General features: G+C 37.2%; 17 protein-coding genes and 2 pseudogenes. 15 read left to right on the top strand and 4 right to left on the bottom strand.

What is annotated here, in order from left to right; all coding sequences use genetic code 11:
* Positions 1-467: 467 nt before the first annotated feature.
* Together IPO46_09650 and IPO46_09645 are read left to right on the top strand one after the other, a co-directional pair.
* The gene (locus IPO46_09650) at positions 468-2,642 is read left to right on the top strand and encodes a TonB-dependent receptor (GenBank protein ID QQS62374.1); all 2,175 of its coding nucleotides are present in this window, start codon (positions 468-470) and stop codon (positions 2,640-2,642) included.
* 4 nt (positions 2,643-2,646) lie between these two features.
* On the top strand, positions 2,647-3,441 hold the full coding sequence (locus IPO46_09645; GenBank protein ID QQS62373.1) for a cation transporter: 795 nt from the start codon (positions 2,647-2,649) through the stop codon (positions 3,439-3,441).
* A gap of 535 nt (positions 3,442-3,976) precedes the next feature.
* Here the strand turns inward: IPO46_09645 and IPO46_09640 are convergent.
* Complete coding sequence (locus tag IPO46_09640) at positions 3,977-5,656, bottom strand: DUF262 domain-containing protein (protein QQS62372.1); 1,680 nt, start codon at positions 5,654-5,656, stop codon at positions 3,977-3,979.
* 359 nt (positions 5,657-6,015) lie between these two features.
* Positions 6,016-6,573: a hypothetical protein gene (locus IPO46_09635; protein ID QQS62371.1), complete on the bottom strand. Its 558-nt coding sequence runs from the start codon at positions 6,571-6,573 to the stop codon at positions 6,016-6,018.
* A 191-nt stretch (positions 6,574-6,764) separates the two neighbouring features.
* Between IPO46_09635 and IPO46_09630 the strand changes: the two genes are divergently transcribed.
* The 5 genes from IPO46_09630 (at position 6,765) to IPO46_09610 (ending at position 9,449) form a co-directional block, all read left to right on the top strand.
* Entirely contained in the window at positions 6,765-7,235 is a 471-nt protein-coding gene (locus IPO46_09630) for a hypothetical protein (protein QQS62370.1), read from the top strand.
* Positions 7,222-7,494 carry a hypothetical protein gene (locus tag IPO46_09625; GenBank protein ID QQS62369.1) on the top strand — a complete coding sequence of 91 codons (273 nt, stop codon included), beginning with the start codon at positions 7,222-7,224 and terminating at the stop codon, positions 7,492-7,494. The genes IPO46_09630 and IPO46_09625 overlap by 14 nt, the downstream gene beginning before the upstream one ends.
* Positions 7,495-7,913: 419 nt before the next feature.
* A complete protein-coding gene (locus IPO46_09620) occupies positions 7,914-8,609 on the top strand; it encodes a hypothetical protein (GenBank protein QQS62368.1) in 696 nt (231 codons plus the stop codon).
* 8 nt (positions 8,610-8,617) lie between these two features.
* Positions 8,618-9,172, top strand: a complete 555-nt coding sequence (locus IPO46_09615; protein ID QQS62367.1) for a J domain-containing protein — start codon at positions 8,618-8,620, stop codon at positions 9,170-9,172.
* A 37-nt stretch (positions 9,173-9,209) separates the two neighbouring features.
* A complete protein-coding gene (locus IPO46_09610; protein QQS62366.1) occupies positions 9,210-9,449 on the top strand; it encodes a transposase in 240 nt (79 codons plus the stop codon).
* Between the two features lie 164 nt (positions 9,450-9,613).
* On the opposite strand, the pseudogene IPO46_09605 reads toward IPO46_09610, so the two are convergent.
* A pseudogene (locus IPO46_09605) lies at positions 9,614-10,679 on the bottom strand (IS3 family transposase).
* 257 nt (positions 10,680-10,936) lie between these two features.
* Between IPO46_09605 and IPO46_09600 the strand changes: the two are divergent.
* The 7 genes from IPO46_09600 to IPO46_09570 all read left to right on the top strand — a co-directional run bounded on the left by IPO46_09600 (position 10,937) and on the right by IPO46_09570 (position 19,218).
* The gene (locus tag IPO46_09600) at positions 10,937-11,371 is read left to right on the top strand and encodes a hypothetical protein (GenBank protein ID QQS62365.1); all 435 of its coding nucleotides are present in this window, start codon (positions 10,937-10,939) and stop codon (positions 11,369-11,371) included.
* A 254-nt stretch (positions 11,372-11,625) separates the two neighbouring features.
* Positions 11,626-12,357: a hypothetical protein gene (locus IPO46_09595; protein QQS62364.1), complete on the top strand. Its 732-nt coding sequence runs from the start codon at positions 11,626-11,628 to the stop codon at positions 12,355-12,357.
* Positions 12,358-12,596: 239 nt separating this feature from the next.
* Positions 12,597-14,750: a prolyl oligopeptidase family serine peptidase gene (locus IPO46_09590; GenBank protein ID QQS62363.1), complete on the top strand. Its 2,154-nt coding sequence runs from the start codon at positions 12,597-12,599 to the stop codon at positions 14,748-14,750.
* Positions 14,751-15,069: 319 nt separating this feature from the next.
* The gene (locus IPO46_09585) at positions 15,070-16,005 is read left to right on the top strand and encodes an AccI family restriction endonuclease (protein QQS64369.1); all 936 of its coding nucleotides are present in this window, start codon (positions 15,070-15,072) and stop codon (positions 16,003-16,005) included.
* Positions 16,005-17,561 (top strand): N-6 DNA methylase, encoded by a 1,557-nt coding sequence (locus IPO46_09580; protein ID QQS62362.1) that lies wholly within the window; start codon positions 16,005-16,007, stop codon positions 17,559-17,561. Before IPO46_09585 ends, IPO46_09580 begins: the two co-directional genes overlap by 1 nt.
* Before the next feature lie 302 nt (positions 17,562-17,863).
* A complete protein-coding gene (locus IPO46_09575) occupies positions 17,864-18,598 on the top strand; it encodes a hypothetical protein (protein ID QQS62361.1) in 735 nt (244 codons plus the stop codon).
* Entirely contained in the window at positions 18,595-19,218 is a 624-nt protein-coding gene (locus IPO46_09570; protein QQS62360.1) for a hypothetical protein, read from the top strand. Before IPO46_09575 ends, IPO46_09570 begins: the two co-directional genes overlap by 4 nt.
* A gap of 240 nt (positions 19,219-19,458) precedes the next feature.
* Here the strand turns inward: IPO46_09570 and IPO46_09565 are convergent.
* Positions 19,459-20,524, bottom strand: a pseudogene (locus IPO46_09565) (IS3 family transposase).
* 52 nt (positions 20,525-20,576) lie between these two features.
* Here IPO46_09565 and IPO46_09560 point away from each other — a divergent pair.
* A complete protein-coding gene (locus IPO46_09560) occupies positions 20,577-22,214 on the top strand; it encodes a T9SS type A sorting domain-containing protein (GenBank protein ID QQS62359.1) in 1,638 nt (545 codons plus the stop codon).
* Positions 22,215-22,445 lie beyond the last annotated feature (231 nt).

Raw genomic sequence — 22,445 nt, 5'->3', positions numbered from 1 at the left:
CCGACACACAAGCCGACAAAAATGCAAAACCAAAAGAGCCAATTTTTCCAACGCTTTTTTTAACTTTACACCGTGAAATATTTATCCTTCATATTAGCCGTTTATGTTCTGCTATTGTCAGTAGCACCGAACCTTGTGGAGGACGAGTGTTTTAATGAGCAAACAACGGAGCAAGGACAAAGACAGCAGGACGACCAAGATTGCAGCGACTGTTGTTCCCCATTTATGAGTTGTAATACCTGTAACGGTTTTACCGTTTCCGTGACATCTTTTTCAGTTCAATCATTCCTTTTTTATTCGGACTTAAAAGTTTCTCTTTATGACGAGAACTTCGCTTCTGAATTTTTCTCATCCATCTGGCAACCGCCCAAGATTGTATAATGTTTAGTGCCTTCGGCACAAATTATTAAAGGCGGTGCTTCGCACCGCTATTCATCATTTTATAAACATTATCAATCATTCAAAAAATGAAAATCAAAATCATTTTGCTACTATCCGTAGCATTCAACATAAATAATGTGTTCGGACAGAACACATTCAAAGCCACCATAAAAGACAGCGACACCAAAGAAACACTAATCGGAGCAACAGCTTTATTGAAAGGCACAACCAAAGGAGGGACAGCCGACCTAAACGGGTTAGTAACAATTTCCGACATTCCTGATGGACAGCAAATCATAGAATTCCGTTATATCGGCTATGAAACCCTAATTGACACTTTTACTTTCCCATTAGCAAGCACAGACCCTATTGAAATCCTTCTCAAATCGGAAGCAGGAGAATTAGGTGAAGTTACAGTTACTTCTACACGCAGCTCAAGGACAATTCAGGAAATCCCAACACGAATGGAGTTGATAGCAGGAGAAGAGTTGGAAGAAAAAAGCAATATGAAATCGGGCGATATTCGTATGCTTTTGAGCGAAAGCACAGGTATTCAAACGCAACAAACTTCAGCTACATCTGCTAACGCTTCCATACGTATTCAGGGACTTGACGGGCGATACACACAAATTCTAAAAGACGGATTTCCGCTTTTTTCGGGTGCAGCAAGCGGGCTTGGTCTTTTACAAACTCCGCCACTTGATTTGAAGCGAGTAGAAGTTATCAAGGGTTCGGCATCTACACTTTACGGAGGTGGTGCAATAGCGGGACTTGTAAACCTGATTTCAAAAACACCGACAGACGAAAGAGATTTGAGGTTTCATTTGAACGGAAGTTCGGGCAAAGGTTTTGACCTTAACGGTTTTTATGGACAGCGGTTTAATAAAATCGGCACAACAATTTTCGCTTCACACAACCGCAACTGGGCTTACGACCCTGCGGGCATTGACCTTTCTGCCATTCCAAAATTTGACAGGTATGTTTTCAATCCCAAACTGTTCGTTTATTTCAACGATAAAACTAAACTGAATTTCGGGGTAAATACGGCTATTGAAAACCGTATTGGTGGCGATATTCATTTCATTGAGGGAAAAGGCGACAGCATTCATAGCTTCTTTGAAGAAAACAAAACGCAACGCTATTCAACCCAACTGACTTTTGACCATAGAATTAATGAGAGCAGTTTTTTCAATTTCAAAAACAGTTACAGTTTCTTCAATAGGAAAATTTCTATTCCTGACTATGTTTTTGATGGAACACAGCAAGCCACTTTTACGGAAGCAAGTTACACGAACAGCAAAGAAAAATCTGAATGGGTTGCAGGGGTTAATCTATGGACAGACAATTTTCAGGAAAAGCAATTAGACACGTTTCAATTACGGGATTATAATCAAATTACATTCGGTGCATTCGTTCAAAATTCCTGGAAAGCCACTAAATGGTTCAATCTGGAAACAGGTTTCCGAACAGATTATGTGGTTGATTATGGAATTGCATTTCTACCGAGAATTTCTGCCTTGTTCAAAATTACCAACAAATTTTCTTCACGCATAGGAGGTGGCTTCGGTTACAAAGCTCCAACCATTTTCACCGAAGAAAGTGAGCGAATACAATACAGAAATGTATTACCCATTGACAAAAACTTAAACAAACTGGAACAAAGCTACGGAGGAAATATAGATTTGAATTATCGCACAATTTTGGGTGAGGAGGTTACCTTCAGCATCAATCAACTTTTCTTCTATACCTATTTGGAAAATCCCCTGTTACTTGAAACACAACCAAACAGTTTGTATCAGTTCATCAATTCATCGGGACACATTGACACAAGGGGAACAGAAACCAATATTAAAATCGGTTATGATGATTTCAAACTGTTTCTTGGCTATACTTTTACTGACACCCGACTGCATCAAAACGGAGTATCAATAGAAAATCCATTGACACCAAAGCACAGGATAAATTCAGTGCTGATGTATGAGATTGAGGAAAAATGGAAAGTTGGTTTGGAAGCATATTATTTCAGTCAGCAGAAATTGAGTGACGGAACAACTGGAAAGCAATATGTGATTTGTGGCTTTATGGCTGAAAAACTTTGGGAGAAATTTTCAGTCTATCTCAATTTTGAAAACTTCCTTGACGCTCGGCAAACACGCTTTGATACCATTTACACAGGAACAGTAACCAATCCAGTATTCAGAGACATTTACGCACCACTTGACGGATTTTTAATCAACGGAGGAATAAAATTTAAACTTTAGGATTATGCAAAAGACAATATTCAAAATACAAAAAATGGATTGCCCAAGTGAGGAGCAAATGGTGAGAATGAAACTTCAAGGCTTTGAACAGATAGAAAAACTTGAATTTGATATTCCAAAGAGAGAGTTAAAGGTTTATCATAATGGACAAAAAGACCAATTATTTTCTGCGTTAGAAAGTTTGAACCTTGACACTACATTAATTTCAACAGAAAAAACCGAAGAATTTTTAGAAATTGAACCACACGGAAAAGAAAGAAAATTGCTTTGGACTGTTTTAATCATCAATGTATCCTTTTTTGCCATTGAAATATTTACGGGCTTGATTGCAAACTCAATGGGTTTGGTAGCTGACAGTTTGGATATGCTGGCAGACGGTATCGTTTACGGACTTGCCCTGCTTGTCGTTGGTGGAACAGTTGCAAAAAAAAAGAACATTGCAAAGTTTGCCGGGTATTTTCAAATCCTTCTTGCTCTTATCGGATTTACGGAAGTAGTCAGACGGTTTATTGGAATTGAAAAAATGCCCGACTTTCAGACTATGATTATCGTTTCAATTTTCGCTTTGATTGCGAATGTAATTTGTTTGTATTTGCTACAAAAAGGTAAGAGCAAAGAAGCACATATGCAAGCAAGTATGATTTTTACCTCAAATGATGTAATCATTAACACAGGGGTAATAACAGCAGGACTTTTAGTAAATTGGCTCAATTCAAGCTATCCTGACTTAATTATAGGAGCAATCGTATTTATCATTGTAGCAAGGGGAGCATACAGAATACTACAACTTGCTAAATAGCCAACTCACATAAGCACACACATTTTGCAGCCGCTCAAATCCAGACACACAAACCAAAGCTGCAAAAAGAGTGTGCTTATTTCCAACCCAAGAAAAATTGAATTAAAAAAATTTCCTTCCCCTCTGAAAATAAAAAATACCCGACACGCAAATCCCGACAGAAATTAAATGACCAACTTAAAAACATTGACAGTAAAGCGTTTCAGGACACAGACGACAGAACGCCAGCAGCTAACAGCGGTTTGGCGTAATGGCGGGTGACGTGCTTCGTATGACTGTTTTTCGTAAATTTGAAGTGTGTGCTTCGTATCAACATTAGTGGTGAAAACCGCCACTACGCCAAGCCGCAAAACGTTGTATGCAAGCGGGCAGACCGTTTACTAAGGAGTGACACAGGAGCAATCATCATCACTTTTTCAAACTGTTTTAATTTGCCAACGCTTCTTTGCCGACACACATTTTAGCACATTTGCAGGCTCACAAAACCTTGACACAGACCTAACCTGCAAATCAGCCAAAATCTTGCATCCGCTTCTTAGGACAGTTTTTGCTTCGGGTTATTTTTAAAATATTCTAGCAGCTTATCTTTTGAAGAGTTGCAATAATAATGTGTTATTTGACCATTATCTATGTCACCAAGGCCATTGTTTTTCTTGTCAATGATATGGTCTGTATTCTGTGACTTATTAAAAATTATTCCATCGCAAAATGGACACTTTAAAGCACTTTTTAATCTTGCTCTAATGTTAATGGCGGACTTAGTTTCAGTTGAAAATTCTTTCCTATTTGCTGGTTCCATTTCTGTTTCTTCTCTACGCAAATACTTGAAGTCTTTATGTGAGTTTATGGCATCCCAAATTTCATCTTCCTTTGATATGCCATCTTTCGTTTTGGCCAACAATCCGCTAATGATTAAAACGAATAAGGACTGTATTCTTTTGTAACTTTTATGTCCGCTTCCATATTTACTAACAATCTGTTTAATTATACTTTTATACTTTACAAGAAACTCCTCAAACATTCCACGGATAATTGTAAACTTAAAAAAGTCATCTTTTGTGTACCCTTTTACTAATTCGACAATTGCCATAAAAGCTGTAATCTGGTATCTTCCATCAATACTATAGAAGTAAACAATTGGTGACAATCCTAAAGAGTAGTTTTCATCACCAGCAATTATATCGGCAATCTTTTTTGTTTTTTTTAAGTATTCAAGAGTGGAGTCACCATTTTCATCATCTGCTGGCTCAATATCCTTTGCATTCTTCATTTTTTTCCACTCGACAATCTTTATATCATTGACAATGTTTACCAAATTAAATATTAATTCAAGTGTCTGTGCAGAATACCCCTTACCGGCCATTGGCAAGTCAACCGTTTTTATTGGCGTTTCATATTCTGGTTGAAATAAAAGTTCATTTATTTCCTTTGCCAACAATTTTATTTTGTCTTTAGTATCGGCCTTAAATTTCGACCAATATTCATGTCCGGTTCCTGAATGTATAATTGCTCTTGCTGAAATTGAGTTTGGCTTTTTCCGAGACTTTAGAATAAGTGCTTCTGTATCATTTATGGGTGTAGCTTCTCCGTTTATTTTAAAAAATGAACTTTCGGCAGCTTCGGGAGATTGAGTATTTATTGTTTGAACCTGGATTGACAAAAAAGCTAAGTTTTTTGCAATTCTAATTGTTTCTGGTTCGGCTTTACTTTCATCTATTAACCTTAAATCATAACTTTCAAATGCACCAACCTCACTTGCAACTAACTTTCTTGTTTTGTCGGCTATTTTATATTGTTCTTTAGGGATGTTTCTTTTCCCAAAGAAATTTTCAGAAACAGCCCTATCGCCATAATCATCCATCACCCATGCAATTAAAGCACTCAAACGATGTGCGCCATCAATAACAAAATTATTACCAGACGGCGAGTGCCATAAGATAATGGAAGGTATAATATCATCATTAATAAAACTTTTTATTAACCCAGCAATCCTTTCTGGTTTCCATTCAGACGTTTCTCTTTGGAAGTCTGGTTTTCTCAAAGTTTTTAGCATTAATGAATCAGGCTTCAAATCAGCTTCAAGCCTAATTTTATCTATACTAAATTTTGCGCCACCGTCATTTTTATCATTTATAATAAAAAGGTCTTCTCTTTTTATTAGTGCTTCTAAATTTACGTAAGACATATTCTTATTCTTTATTGCAATATCAGTCATTTTTTTGTTTTTTGGTAAGTTGGACAATTTGGCTCGACAAAAGCACCACACATTTACAAAGGCACACAAGCCCAGACACAGAAGCAAACCTTTGTAAAAGAGTGTTGCTTGCAGACGCTTCCAAAACCCCTCGACACAATTAAAACCATTCCGTTCGACAAATCCGCCTGCATACAACAGGGGGTTTGGCGTTATTGGGGCAGGACGTTGTTATCTTCATCTTTAGCAACATGGCAGCTTTTGTTCGGGCAGGACAAACACCGGTGAACACTTGTTCTTATCTTGTACATCAGCAACGCATCAGCTTCGGTTCCGGGCGGACGTTTTCCAAATCCCCCAACAACGCCAAGCCCTGTCCGTTATCGGTCAGCACTACCAGACATTAGAGGCGTAAAACTTACGTCTAAATAATATTGTGCATCTTGGTAACCATTCCACTTTTCTGCCCTGACCAAATTAATTACATAACTTTTTCTTCCCCCAGGCAGAACACTGAAAAGATAATCCTGTTCATTATTGAAGTAACTTCCTTTTAGAAATCTATCCAGTTCTTTAACTAATTCAATTTCCTTTTTCGGATTATCAACCCAAGCCACAGCAATTAAATCAAAATCTCTGCTCATTGAACCGTGAATAATTAAATTATAACCCATTTCTTTTGCTATCTCTTGCATCGGATTTAATAAAGCCGCATAAAAATGAGGTTTGGTTTTTACTGACTTTATTTCTACCCGTGCCGAACCGATAACATTGGTATTGCCAATATCAGGGGGTGAAGTGCTGCCAATCGGCTGTGGTTCGCTGTTGGGCTGTGGTTCCAGCTTGACATTATCTATTGAGCTATGAATCATAATTTCAACTTTTTGTTTGTTTACTGTACATTTGTTCCGGCAGAAGTTTTTCAATTGCCCTGCCATCGGCAATACCTGAAACGTTATGCGTCACCCTGCGACAACAGTCCTTTAATCGACAGACATTTGACATTTTGGGCGACAGTATTAATAATTTTTTAGCAACATTTGTACGCTTTTTGTGTTTTATTTACAAGAATTTGTCACTATTTTGTGTTTGAAACATATATTTGTACTCAATTTTCGACTTGAATTATATGCAAGAGGTTGTAAAACAATCAGTTAAAACTTCCCAAATACCACTAAACTGGAAAAAAGAGGAATCTGTGTACACAGGTTACCATCTTATTGACGCATACTTAAAGGGAAAACAAGACGGAAAAGATGAAATGATAAAAATCCTCACAAAGCAGTTTAAAGATAATATTGATATTGCGACTTCAATATCAGAGAAGTTATACTCTGATGCTGCAAAAAAGAAAATCAACTTCAAAACAATACATCTTAAAGCGGAAGGAATAACTAAATTTTCAGCTTTATTTATTGCAAAAAAAGACGACTTCTTATCTGACAAATTCAGAAATATATTTGTTTCTGCTCGAAAACTAAAGAATGAAGTAGAAAGCGATAGTTTTTATATTTCATTCTCATTCATGCCTGATTCAAAAGATTTAAACGAAAAATGTATCAATGCTGACGGCTTCTTTTTAAAGTATGACAAAAAGTAACGACAGACTAAATCATGCTTTACATAACGAAGCTGTTTGCGACTATCTTGAACTAAAGGTAGATTTTGCTGATTGGACAATTACGACAGCATTTTATGCTTCGCTGCAATTTGTTTCCTATAAAATATTCCCTTTTGAAGTAGCAGCAATTGGAGGTAAGAAAACAAAAATAGAAAGCATTGACGACTACTCCCGTTACAAGAGTGACAGAAAACTTAGTAAACACGAACTACTTGCTGACTTAGTTGAAAAGCATTGAAGCCAAATATCACCAGATTATGATTGGCTATTAAGTATGTCAATGACAGCCCGCTATACAAGCTACCAACATGACAAACCAATAGCGGACAAAGCCAGGGCTTTAATGAAAAAAATAAAAAAGTTCTGCATCTAAAATTCAAGACGTACAAATAAATATTTCAAAGAGCTATTCCGACAGAAGGGCGAACGCATAACAGGGGGTTTGGCGTTATTTTGGCTGAACAGTGAAACTTCACCTAAGTGCTACTATCAGCAGCATATCCAGCGGACGTAATTCTTATGGGCTTTTATTTGTTATCTTCATCTTTTGTAATTTTATTCAGCAGCAGTACCGGGCAGGACGATTTCCAAATTCCAAAACAACGCCAAGCCCTGAAACGTTGTACGCCATTTATTGCAACACCCTACTAATTCAAAATGACAAAGAGCGAATTACAAGAACAATTGGTAAGACTATTCCTTAGACTTAACGGCTATCTTACATCAGGGCTTATTATTCATTCCAGCCAAAAAGGGAATAATAAAACTGAATTAGATATAGTTGCTGTTCGATTTCCAAATCACAAACAAATTGATAGACAAGTTGAGTGTTCAAAGTATATGGACTATCCAACGGATTCTATAGATATAATTATTGGGGAAGTTAAAGGGCAGAAAGCACCTGCTAATTTTAATGCTGCATTGCACAATGACAAAGACGCAATTGAAAAATTAGTTAATTGGTTGGGTATGTTTTCTAATGAACAGATATGTCAAGTTCAATGTGACGTATTTAAAATGTTACAACCAAAACAAATCAACAGTTCTGAAAAATTTGACACTCTAAAATATACTTTTGACTCTGGTAATTATACAATCAGAGCAATATTATTTTGCCCAGATAGACCTAAGCCTAAAAACAACCAAATTAAATATGTATATGGTCAGCTAATGTTGGACTTTATATGGGAATGTTTAAGACCAGAAATATTAAGAAGCACATGCTCTACTGTTTACCCTACAAATATGTGGGGTATTGACTTTACCCACCTTGTTGAGTATTTTAAGGATGAAAATAAAACAACAGTTGGGACGGTAACTGATTTATATACTCATTTCAAAATCAAAAACTAAATCTGTCTATGTCATTTATAGATTACTACAAAGTATTAGGACTTCAACCAAACTGTACTCAACAAGAAATTAAAGAGGCTTACCGAAAACTATCAAAAAAATTTCATCCAGATTTGAATGATGGAGACAATTTTTTTGCAGAAAGATTTAAAGAAATTCAAACGGCTTATGAAACTTTAATGGACAATTCTAAAAGGGAAGAATACAAAAGACAATTTGATAATCAAAACGATAAAAGCGACAATACCTTTAAAAAAACCACTGATTATTCAAAAGCACAATCCAATTCTAACCACTCACAAAATTCGGAATCAACCTCAACAAATCAAACGCAAAGTAAAAAGAAACGTAGTTATAGTTGGCTATATATCACTATACCTATAATGATTATTATTGGTCTAATAAGAGGGTCAATAAAAAAATCAATTCGAGAGAATGCAATTAATGAAGCGGTTAATACTTATGAACCATCAAGTATTAACTCTTATACAAACGATACTGTTGCAATACCATCAACTAACTTATCTACGATTTGTAAGCGTCCCCAATCTTCGGCAGTTTGAAATTAGAGAATAATCTTTAATTTTAAAATTGTCAATTATGAAAAGAACAAGATTTACCGAAAGCCAGATAGTGGCTTCAATTAAGAAACAGGAAAGCGGCATACCTGCCAAGGATGTTTGCCGTGAGTTGGGTATTAGCGATGCTACCTTTTACAACTGGAAAGCCAAATATGGCGGCATGGAAACCAGTGATGTAAAGCGCATAAAAGAAATGGAAGCGGAGTTATCGCAGTACAAAAAAATAGTAGCGGAGCTCACTTTCGAGAACCGGGTGTAAGCGTCCCCTTTTTTCGGTCAATCCAAAATTAGAGTTTTCTGTTCAGCTTTTTGTTTTTTTAATACTTTATCCACTAACCGGCTCTCTTCAATTTGAAAAGGATTTCCGTTCGCCGTTTGTGGATAAAGCTTTTGTGCATATTTTGAACATTGGCACCATTTTTCAGCAAACATCAGAGGCGATTGATATTGTAAGGATTTGTGCGGCCTCTCTGTGTTGTAATCCTGCCTCCATTTCTCACAATGTTCCCTTACTTCTCTCATTGTTGTAAATATATATGCGTTTAATAATTCACGGCGTATGCTCCCGTTTTTTCTTTCAATAAAAGCATTCTGCATTGGGCGACCTGGTTGTATAAACTGAAGTGTAATGTGTCGCTTACTGCACCATTCTTCTAATTTATGACTGATAAATTCAGGACCGTTATCCATCCTGATATTGGCAGGGCAACCCCGCTCTTGTACCAATCGCTCCAGCACCCTTATTACTCTTAGAGTAGGCAATGAAGTGTCAGTTTCTATTGCCAGAGATTCCCTGTTAAAATCTTCCAATACATTAAACAGGCGTATTTTTCGGCCATCCTGTAAACTATCATTCATAAAGTCTATGCTCCACATTTGGTTAAAACTTGTGGGTAGTGTTAAGGGTTGCTTTATCCTTTCCGGTAAACGTTTTTTGGGCTTGCGCCTGATGTTTAAATTCATTTTCCTATATACACGCCTCACTCGCTTATGATTCCAACCATAGCCACGGTTGCGCAGTCGATAAAAGCTTTGCCAAAAGCCAATAACCGGATGCTTCTTCACAAGTCCTTCAAGGGCATCCTCTATCTGAGAATCATCTTTTGTTTTAGCTGTATATTGAAAACTGCTCCGTGGTAGCTTCACGATTTTGCAAGCCTTGCTAACACTACAATGTGCTTCTTCTATTAGTTGAAACACAGCTTCTCTTTTGTCAGCAGGCGTTATAACTTTTTTCGATAAAACCTTTCATTGCCCGGTTCTCGAAAGTGAGCTCCGCTACTATTTTTTTGTACTGCGATAACTCCGCTTCCATTTCTTTTATGCGCTTTACATCACTGGTTTCCATGCCGCCATATTTGGCTTTCCAGTTGTAAAAGGTAGCATCGCTAATACCCAACTCACGGCAAACATCCTTGGCAGGTATGCCGCTTTCCTGTTTCTTAATTGAAGCCACTATCTGGCTTTCGGTAAATCTTGTTCTTTTCATAATTGACAATTTTAAAATTAAAGATTATTCTCTAATTTCAAACTGCCGAAGATTGGGGACGCTTACAGATTGATACAAACCAAAAGTTAGAAACTGAAATACCAAAAATTGATACATTTAATTATTCAGCTTCAACTGAAAATATTTTACCTGTTAAAGAAAATTCTCAAGAATTATATAGGAATACACAAAATGATGCAGAAACAGATAACAATACGGCAACTAAAGAAGAAACTAAAAATTGGTTAGTTGAGAAATTGAATAATTTCACTAAAGAATATAGGAATTATAAAGGTGATACTTATACAGGTAATTTTGAAAATTTTCAAGACTATAAATTTAACTTTAATGAGGAGTATTTAATTATAAATTATGTAAAAGAATACTTCTTTTTTAGTTCTACTGCAGGTAGCTCAAATAAAACCTATACAAATATTATTTCAAAGATTCCTATTTATGACTTAAAAGGGTTTAGCAACTATGGGTTTAAAGAGGGCTATAGCAAAACAGCGGCTATTGAGACTAACAATCAAACAATTATTACTACCGAGAACGGAGTTAACAAAGTAAGTTATTCTTTACCATTAAATTTTCGGACAAACGCAGAAACAGATTTAGATGACAGAATTAATTCAGCCTTGAAACATTTGAAGCAATTTTATTCAAAACCAAAAAGTAGTGAAACTTTCTAAGAAAACGGCGTACAACAGGGGGTTTGCTTCTATGCTGGCTGACGAATATATTCTCATCTTTTTGTTCGCTATCAGTAGCAGTTCCAGCCAACGTAATTCTATTTAGCTTTTTGTTGTTAACTTCATCTTCATATTTTCAATCATCAGCGGTACCGGGCTGGACGTTCAATGAATACCAGCACAGCAGCAAGCCCTGTCCGTTGCCTGTAATTTTATTGCAACACCCTAATAACCCTAACATTTAGACAGACACAATGTTTCAGACACGACTTGCTTACCTCAGCGACATAGACAAAATTGCGAAATCTATTGCCGAGGATTTCACTGGCGGACAGAAGATTACCGAACGACTTCTTAAAACAATAATAGACCTCTATCAATCTGCCAAAGTTGAGCAAGCATTCAAAGACGAATACTTTGAAACTGCATATCATTCACCAATTACAGGCGAGTTAGAATTTTTCATCGCAAGAATCTTATTTCATTATTCCGCTCTTAATGACAAAAAATGGAAAATTTATTTGCGGCGACAAGAAAGCAAGACTGCCCCTGACATCCGACTTCTAAAGAATGACAAAACATTCGCAATTATTGAAGTAAAAGCAAAGGCAGGTTGGATTCAGCCTTTTCTTTCACCCGAGCGTTATCAACACGACAAGAACAGGCTTGCAAATGGTAAATCACCGTTTGACCCCGACAACTTAATAAGTAATTCAAGAAATCAACTCAACAAATATTTTACAACTTTCGGGTTAACAAGTAACGACATTTTCCTTTTCTTACCGACACTTGCGTTAGTTCATAGGAAAAAGTATTTGACAGACCTTCCTGAATATTACACATACTTTGCTTCGACATCAGGACTTCCTTCAGAGAACTTAATCTTATTATCTAATAACAAACGCCTTGACCTTTCATATAAAACAAGCGATTTAGAGCCGACAGACAATTTTGAAAAACTAATGTCAAAACTTGCGACACGATGAAAAACTACAGGCAACATGCGGTTTGGCAATATGGCGGGGTGACGAATATATGCTCAACTTTTTGTTCGCTATCAGCAGCAGTCCGGGCTTGACTTTTACTATTGAGCTTTTGTACTTATCTTCATCATTGGTAATTTTATCCGGCTTCGGTTCGGTATGACGATTTTCAAATGCCGCCACATCGCCAAGCCGTAACCGTTGCCTGCTATGCCATCGGACACCCTACAAAATTCAAAAGTATGACACGAAAATTATTTATAGTTATCCTACTGCTTTATTGCGGACAAAGTATAAAAGCACAATTCAATTATCCTGCTACTAAAACAGTGGACAGTTTCAGCACATGGCACAACGTAACAGTAAAAGACCCTTACCGATGGCTGGAAGACCTAAATAACCCCGAAGTAGTAAGTTGGTTTAAAGCACAGGCAAATTTCACCGATAGTGTACTAAATAAGTTGCCGTACGCCAATACATTATTCAATGAAATGGATAAGTTGAACGTTGCCCTGCCTGAACTAAAATTTGACGTAAGACGAATTGGTAATTCTATATTTTATAATCAAACAAAAACAGGTGAAGGGAAAATGAAAATTTACAGGCAGTTTGACAATTCGAGTTCACCACAGGTGATAGCTTCTTCTGAAATGTGGGGTGAGAACTACAGCCTGTCATCCAGCTATGAATTTGACCCATCCGAAAAATATATTGCCATATATGCAAACGAAGGCGGCAAAGAAATAAACGAAGTAAAAATTTACAGCATTGCAGAAAACAAAATGCTACCCGATAGGATAACAGGGAGCTATAAGGGGTTTATGAATAATCAAAATGGTGTATTTTATTATGTACAGCTTCCTTCATACGACACACATGAAGCCTATATGCATCACAATGATGAAATTTTTAAAACACATATCATTGGTACAGACACATCCCTTGACAGGGTACTTGTAAGCAGGCAAACCAGTCCCGAATTTATGAACTATACAGACGGTAGGTATTTATGGGAGATTATTACATTTAAGGATTGCAGTTATGAATTTGCCGGGGTGTATCAAACTTCCTTTGCCGAAATATGGTACAGAAAATCCACAACAGCCAAATGGAATAAATTATTTGACATGAACGATATGGTCTCTAATATATTTTATTTCAACAACAAAATTTATTATAACTCACTAAAAAATGCACCTAACGGTTCTATAAAAATGTTGGATTTAAATAATCAAGTTGCAGCACCTAAAACTATTTTGCCCGAGCAAGCCGACCCAATTAGCTATTATGCTATTGCTCAAACAAAAAATTACCTCATCGTTCCATTAAAAAAGAATGGTGTCACCACATATTCTAAATTCATTTATTTACCAACCAATAAAATCACCGCTTCGCCCTTTAAAGAAAATACATCAAGCACACAGTATTGGGCAGTAAACATGAATAAAAACGACAGTGTTTTAATTCAAAGAGAAGGTTGGACAAATTATCCGCAACTAACCAATGCAGTTATTGGAAGCCCCAAAGAAACACCTGATAAATATTTAACCCTTAATTCCCTCCCTTTTGCCGACAATTTAATAGTAGAAGAAATAGAAGTGCTAAGCTACGATGGAACATTGGTGCCGCTAACCATTATACGAAGAAAAGATTTACAACTCAATGGCAACAATGTAGCCATTGTAATGGGCTATGGTGCTTATGGCGACCCCGTACTAACGAATTACTTCCACCGTTCTTACGCTATGCTTGCCAATAAAGGTGTAGTTTGTTGCCTTGCCCATGTAAGAGGCGGAGGCGAAAAAGGAAATAACTGGCATATAGGCGGCATGAAACAAAGCAAACCCAATAGCTGGAAAGACTTTAATGCATGTGCAGAATATCTTATTGCAAAAGGCTATACATCAGCCAAACATTTAGCATGTGAAGGAGCAAGTGCCGGTGGCATACTCATAGGCAGGGCTATTACTGAACGACCCGACCTTTGGGCTTGTGCAGTACCTGAAGTCGGCGTACTGAATGTTTTGCGTAGCGAATATTCATCTCATGGCAAATCACAGAACGATGAATATGGAGCATTAGAAAACATCAATGAGTTTTTTGCCTTAATGGAAAGTGATGCCTTGCTGCATATTCAAAAAGGAACAAAATATCCTGCCATGCTGGTAACAACGGGTTGGGACGACCCAAGGGTAAACAGTTGGCTTTGTGCAAAATTTGCTGCTGCTGCACAAAATGCAACGGCTTCGGACAAACTTGTTTTACTAAAAGTAAATTATAATGCCGGGCATTTTGGCGGTAGTGCCGGCAAACAAACTGCTATGAAAGAGGCAGCAAAAAAATATGCTTTTATGTTGTGGCAATGCGGCTTTGACAAAACAAACAAGTACGACTGACAAAGGCACAAGCAGGCAACATTGGGTTTTATGCAAGTTGGGCTTGACTTTATAACATCAGCTAATTGCAAATCCCAGCTTTAGCTCCAGCAGACGAATTACTATCAACTTTTGTACATATCTTCAAAAACATATTTCTAATCAGCAGCGGTTATCGGCAGACGGAAAACTAATTCCCAACCTGCACAAAGCCCTGCTCGTTACCTGCCATTTTAGGGCGACAGTGCAACATTGAAACTTTGTGAATAAAAACTGACCATTTTACGACTTGACGATAAATAATTAAACTAACTTTTGGAACTAAATTAATATGACAGAAATGCACCCATTTGAAAGAGCCTTATCAGTTGCGACAGAGGACATAGAACTTGAATTAAGAGGGGTAACTGAGATTACTTGGGCTGACTTTTGGCTCAATCCGAGAAAATTAAGAGGCAGCGACTTCTTGATGCGATGGTCGCAAGGGGTTTGGAGTGAGAAGCGTTTAATTGATGCTACTAACAAGACCAATCAGTTTTATGCTATTCCTTATGGACCAAGCGGAACTGCACCGACAGATGATGTAAGAGCATTTGAACTTTACTTTGAAAGGTTAGAAGCCGCAGGACTTGGCAACATCAAACGCCCCGACCTTTTAGTTTTTAAGATTGAAGACAAACCATTCGTTGACAAATTTCTTGCAAGCATCGGAGGAGAAGAAGAACTTCCTTTCATCACAGAGGACAAACTTCAGGATTTAATTTCAAAAGCAATCATTGCCGTAGAGTGTGAGAATTCTCTTTGGGTAGCAGAGAAAATGCCGTTCTATAATATTCCAATGAAGCCACAAAAGCGGCTTGGAGGAAAAATGGGACTTGCAAAAAATGCTGTTCTGCCGACAGTAATTATAAAAGAAGAAGATAGAATTCCTTTAAGCAAATGGCAAGAGCAAAACAAAATTCCAATTCATGTTTGGCATGTTTTCTTTGACCGAGCATTTGGACTTTCATTTGATGAAGCACAGCGATTAGTTACTGACGGTTTAATACTTCCGACCGAACAAATTTTTCAAGCACCAGGCGGTGCAACCACTAAGAAAGCGATTTACAAATATTATTATCACTACGCCTATCCTCTCGGCATTGCGAAGGAAAGACCAAATTTAATTCCTGCATTCATAGAGGATAAGAATGGACACATTTTGCCTTATGTAAAATTTGAAGGCGGTTCGCTTGAGATTACTCCTGATGCAATAAATCTTTTAAAACAACTCTGATGGGAAAAGTAAAATCACATCAGAAGTTGCCGACTGAATGGAACGAAAGAGAAATCCTTCGTGACAAAGGACAGTTTTGGACACCAAGTTGGGTTGCTGATGCAATGGTTGCTTATGTCTCTCAAAACACTGATTTAGTTTTTGACCCAGCAACGGGCAGAGGAGCATTTTACGAAGCATTATTGAAACTCAACAAACCAAAAGTTTCTTTTTTCGGAACTGATGTTGACATAGAGGTTTTAGAAGATGAAATTTACAATCACAAAAATTGTTTTGTTGAGAAAAGAGATTTTATAAAAAATCCACCTCAAAGAAAATTCAAAGCGATAGTTGCTAACCCACCATACATTAGGCATCACCGTATTGATGATGAAACAAAAATTTTACTCAAACAACTTTCTGCAAGCATCACAGGTGATACTATTGACGGCAGAGCAGGTTATCACATTTACTTTCTCATACAGGCACTGAACCTTTTAGAGCAAGACGGCAAACTTGCTTTCATCATGCCAGCAGACACATGCGAAGGAAAGTTTGCAAAGAATTTATGGAAATGGATTTCAGAAAAATTTTGCGTTGAAGGTGTAATTACATTTGATGAAATGGCTACGCCATTTCCAAATGTTGATACCAACGCAATGGTTTTCTTAATCAAAAATTCCAAGCCAACTAAAACTCTTCATTGGGTAAAATCTAACCAAGCATATTCAACAGACCTTTTCAATTTCATTTCTTCCAACTTCAAAAAACAGAATTATAAAACCATTGAGGTAATTGACCGACAACTCAAAGAAGGAATTGCAACAGGTTTTTCAAGACCCGAACAAACTCATAATGGCTTTAAATTTCATTTGAATGACTTTGCCAATGTTATGAGAGGCATTGCAACAGGTTCAAATGAATTTTTCTTTTTGACAGCTCAACAGGTTAAAGAGATTGGTATTCCTAAAGAATTTCTAAAACGAGCAGTTGGTAGAACAAAAGATGCAACAGAAAGTGTTTTGACTTTGAAAGACGTTGAAGCATTAGAAAAAGAAAACCGCCCTACATTTTTACTATCAATAAACGGACAAGAGAATTATCCAAAATCAATAAAGGATTATTTGAAAGTTGGTGAAGAAATGGGATTACCAACACGTTCGCTTATTCAGCAGCGGAAACCTTGGTATAAAATGGAGAAGCGACAAGTCCCTCCTTTGCTGTTTGCATACCTTGGCAGACGAAATACTCGGTTCATAAAAAATGAAGCAGGTGTATTACCATTGACAGGTTTTCTTTGCGTTTATCCGATTTATGACGACAAAGAATACATAGACAATCTTTGGAAAGCATTAAATCATCCTGACACTTTAGAAAACCTGAAACTCGTTGGTAAAAGTTATGGTTCGGGAGCAATTAAAGTTGAGCCGGGCAACCTAAACAAACTTCCAATTCCTGAGCACATCGTTAGCCAGTTTAATCTCAAACGGCCCTATAAAGACGCTGACGGACAACTCGAAATTTTCAGAGAACCTAAAGTGAAATACATTACGGACAAAAAGAAAAACGGCAGGTAACAAGGGTTTTGCGTCAGGCGGGATGACATGCAAACTTCAACTTTTGTTATAAATTTGGCAGTAGTGCGAGGCTGAACATTTGTGCAAGAAATCCCGCCCGAACGCAAAGCCCGAAACCGTTGTAAGCAACCCTGCCGCCGGACTCAGTATAAAATACTACTTTTAGGTTATTGCGGGTTTGACAAAGACTAAATACTTTACATCGGTAAATATGAAAAATAGGCAACATCAACTACCCCGAGAACATAGCCCACCAAGCAACGAATAAAACAACATAATTGTCTGTTTATAAACTTTTATTTATGAAAAAAATTGTAGGAGCACTTGTATTTATCGTGGTTGTGACTAAAATTTTTGGTCAAGCAAACAAGTACAGTATTGAAATTAACCCATTTATTCGGTATGACAAACAGGCGTATTTTTTTAGTTGGGAAACAACGACAAGTGGAAAAAATTATGTTAGTCCAAGAGGATTGTCATATGGGATAAACCTTAATATTAAAAAAAAGTTAACCGAAAAAAACATTTTATTTATCGGAACAGGATTTTATAAACATACAGTTTCAAAAATAGAAACTTATAATGATGGAGGTAAAGGAAATTCGAGACTAATAAAATATCCAAGCCCTTTGTTTATTCCATTTTACACAGACAAATATGCTTATAACTCCCTCTGCTTAAATATAGGTTACAAAAGAAGTCAATTCATAAACAAAAGCTACTTGGGCGAAGCTGGACTTGATTTTGTGGGCCTGTATACTTTTTCTCAAAATTATCATCTAACTCAAACTGGAAATCCCAATTACAGAAAAAATTCGGTTGGCTTCCTGGGATTTATTGCTTCACTGGATATTTCGTTTCTTAAAGATTTTAAGAAGTTTAGTATTGGTCCCGAACTGAAAATTCCCATCTTAACAAGTATTAAAACAGATGTAGTTTTTCCAAACGAAAATGATTCCGATTTAAGAACCCAATGGTTTAGTGGTTTGGGTATTGGTGTCTCAATTAATTATAAACTCAAAAACTTAAAAAAATGAGAAAAAATTATTTTATACTATTAACTATTTTTAACTGTATTTTTCTTCAATTCGGATTGTTTGCACAAGTAAAAACAAAAGTGTACCCCAAGGGATTACCTAAAGATTTAATTAAACAAATCTATCCGTTTAAGGAAATTAATATTGCCGCCCCATCAAATTTCGAGTTACTCAAAGCAGGCGGAGTCAATGTGGAAAATCCGGAAGAATACAAAATTAAATTCGCTGAAGTAGTAGATGTGAATTATGATTTATTAATTACAGCAAAAAAGATAACCTCAAAAGATAGAATGATTTATTCTTTGAAATTAATTGCTGAAAAGGCTTTTAATATTTCTGTTCAGTTTAGCGAGTTTCATTTAAGCCAAAATACAATTCTAAATATACGAACCGATTTTGAAATAACTGATGATATTACTGCAAAAGAAAATAATTCAAACAATATATGGGCAACGAGGATTTATCAAGGAAACGTACTTTACCTCACCCTATCTGTGCCAGAAAAAGAAATTACCGAAGTAAAAATTAAATTAAACAAGATTGGCTTTGGCTTTCGTCAAGTAGGTGGAGGTTTTTTTGGCAATCCCGGAACTTCGGGAGATTGTAACATAAATGTGTAAGCGTCCCCTTTTTTCGGTCAATCCAAAATTAGAGTTTTCTGTTCAGCTTTTTGTTTTTTTAATACTTTATCTGTAAGCGTCCCCTTTTTTCGGTCAATCCAAAATTAGAGTTTTCTGTTCAGCTTTTTGTTTTTTTAATACTTTATCCACTAACCGGCTCTCTTCAATTTGAAAAGGATTTCCGTTCGCCGTTTGTGGATAAAGCTTTTGTGCATATTTTGAACATTGGCACCATTTTTCAGCAAACATCAGAGGCGATTGATATTGTAAGGATTTGTGCGGCCTCTCTGTGTTGTAATCCTGCCTCCATTTCTCACAATGTTCCCTTACTTCTCTCATTGTTGTAAATATATATGCGTTTAATAATTCACGGCGTATGCTCCCGTTTTTTCTTTCAATAAAAGCATTCTGCATTGGGCGACCTGGTTGTATAAACTGAAGTGTAATGTGTCGCTTACTGCACCATTCTTCTAATTTATGACTGATAAATTCAGGACCGTTATCCATCCTGATATTGGCAGGGCAACCCCGCTCTTGTACCAATCGCTCCAGCACCCTTATTACTCTTAGAGTAGGCAATGAAGTGTCAGTTTCTATTGCCAGAGATTCCCTGTTAAAATCTTCCAATACATTAAACAGGCGTATTTTTCGGCCATCCTGTAAACTATCATTCATAAAGTCTATGCTCCACATTTGGTTAAAACTTGTGGGTAGTGTTAAGGGTTGCTTTATCCTTTCCGGTAAACGTTTTTTGGGCTTGCGCCTGATGTTTAAATTCATTTTCCTATATACACGCCTCACTCGCTTATGATTCCAACCATAGCCACGGTTGCGCAGTCGATAAAAGCTTTGCCAAAAGCCAATAACCGGATGCTTCTTCACAAGTCCTTCAAGGGCATCCTCTATCTGAGAATCATCTTTTGTTTTAGCTGTATATTGAAAACTGCTCCGTGGTAGCTTCACGATTTTGCAAGCCTTGCTAACACTACAATGTGCTTCTTCTATTAGTTGAAACACAGCTTCTCTTTTGTCAGCAGGCGTTATAACTTTTTTCGATAAAACCTTTCATTGCCCGGTTCTCGAAAGTGAGCTCCGCTACTATTTTTTTGTACTGCGATAACTCCGCTTCCATTTCTTTTATGCGCTTTACATCACTGGTTTCCATGCCGCCATATTTGGCTTTCCAGTTGTAAAAGGTAGCATCGCTAATACCCAACTCACGGCAAACATCCTTGGCAGGTATGCCGCTTTCCTGTTTCTTAATTGAAGCCACTATCTGGCTTTCGGTAAATCTTGTTCTTTTCATAATTGACAATTTTAAAATTAAAGATTATTCTCTAATTTCAAACTGCCGAAGATTGGGGACGCTTACAAATGTACTTTGTCCCGCTGGTAATGGATGGCAAAATGAGAGAAATTCAGTTGCCCTGATTGTTTCTGGAATCAATGAAATTTGTACAGGAACCTTAGTAATGAATACTTGCGGTAACAACATTCCTTATTTACTTACCGCAAACCATTGTTTAAATTCCAGCGTTTCAAATTGGGTTTTTCAATTTCAAACATGGAGTACTGATTGTAACACCAATATTGGATGGAGGGAAGATGTTCAATTTAATGGTTGCCAACTTCGGGCAAACAATGAAGCGACTGATTTTGCCCTTGTGGAATTAAATCAAACTCCACTTGTTAATTCCGGTTTGACCTATTCTGGTTGGACGAGGGACCCAAACCCTGCAATTACAACTACAGGTATACATCATCCAAGTGGGGATTTAATGAAAATTTGTCATGACTTTCAATCTCCGGTATCAGTTTCTTGGTTTGGTGGAGCAAGTAACCACTGGAGAGCAATTTTTGACCAAGGAATTGTTCAACATGGCTCTTCAGGCTCCACTTTGTATGACGAAAATCATCGTATAATAGGTCAATTACATGGAAATCAAAACAACATTTGTAACATCGGAGACAATAATTGTTTCTGTAATATACAAATTCCTTCTATTGGAGAATATGGTAGATTCGACATATCATGGACCGGTGGCGGTACAAACTCAACCCGGTTAAGCAACTGGCTCGACCCTGGCAATACAGGAGCAACAACAACCAATACAACCAATATTAACCAGCTTACACAGGCTATTGGTACACTTACCATTTCCGGCAACCCCACGATTTGTTCCGGTACGGCTACTTTTACTTTAAACAATAACGGAACCGCTTATACAGGTAATGTTAGCTGGTCCTCATCTAATCCAGGTATAGCATCTATTACTGCAAGCGGCAACCCTGCAACATTAACCAAAACCGGCAATGGCCAGGTTACCATTACCGCAACAATATCTCAATGTGGCTCCACATTTGTAAAAACCCTTGCCCTTGTTGCAGGCGCACCAATTATTGGCGCCAATAGCCCACTTTTAAAACCATGGACAGGCAACAGCTCCAGCTACAATGATGTATGCAATTATCAAAACACGTATACCAATATGCCCGTAACCGGCGCCAGTTCGGTAACCTGGAGCCGGATAGCTGCTTCGCCATCCAATACCAATTGGAGCCAGGTGGGCAACAACCTTAATTTTTATTTTTGGGCCGTGGGTCAAACTGCCGTATTTAGAATAGTGGCGGCAAATAGCTGCGGAAGCGCCAGTTACGATTTTGGCTTTAGGTCTATCAGTTGCGGCGGTGGTGGCGGCGGTTGCAGGCAATATATCGTTTCGCCCAATCCTGCAAAAGATGCTTTAAAACTTGAAGTGCCCAACATACCTCCTCCATGCGATTATCGCAATGGCCAGGCAAAAAATAAAAATTTAAAACAACCATTAATAAGAGCAATAAAACTATACGACTTAGTGGGCAATGTAAAACTATACCAAAAAACAAAAGGCGTTAAACAGGCAACGCTCAATATTAGTGGCCTGCTGCCCGGCACTTATTTTATAGAAATTTCCGACAAAGATTATAAAGAAAAGCAGCAGGTAATTATTCAATAGCAAAATTTTATAAAGCACATAATGTAAAGAGTCTTGTACTAACTAGGCTCTTTACATTTTAAATAGAAGGGTATGCTTACAACATCGTATTGGCAATAGTGGGGGCTGACAGTTGTAAACTCAACATTTGTGATTCTATCGGGCATTTGTGCAAATATTGGGCAGACGTTTTTCAAATGCCCCACCATCGCCAATACGTAAACCGTTATGCGCAATTGTATTGGGACATTC

The sequence above is a fragment of the Chitinophagaceae bacterium genome (genome assembly GCA_016699815.1).
Lineage (GTDB): Bacteria > Bacteroidota > Bacteroidia > Chitinophagales > Chitinophagaceae > Ferruginibacter.
This window is presented reverse-complemented; position numbering and strand designations above follow the sequence as displayed.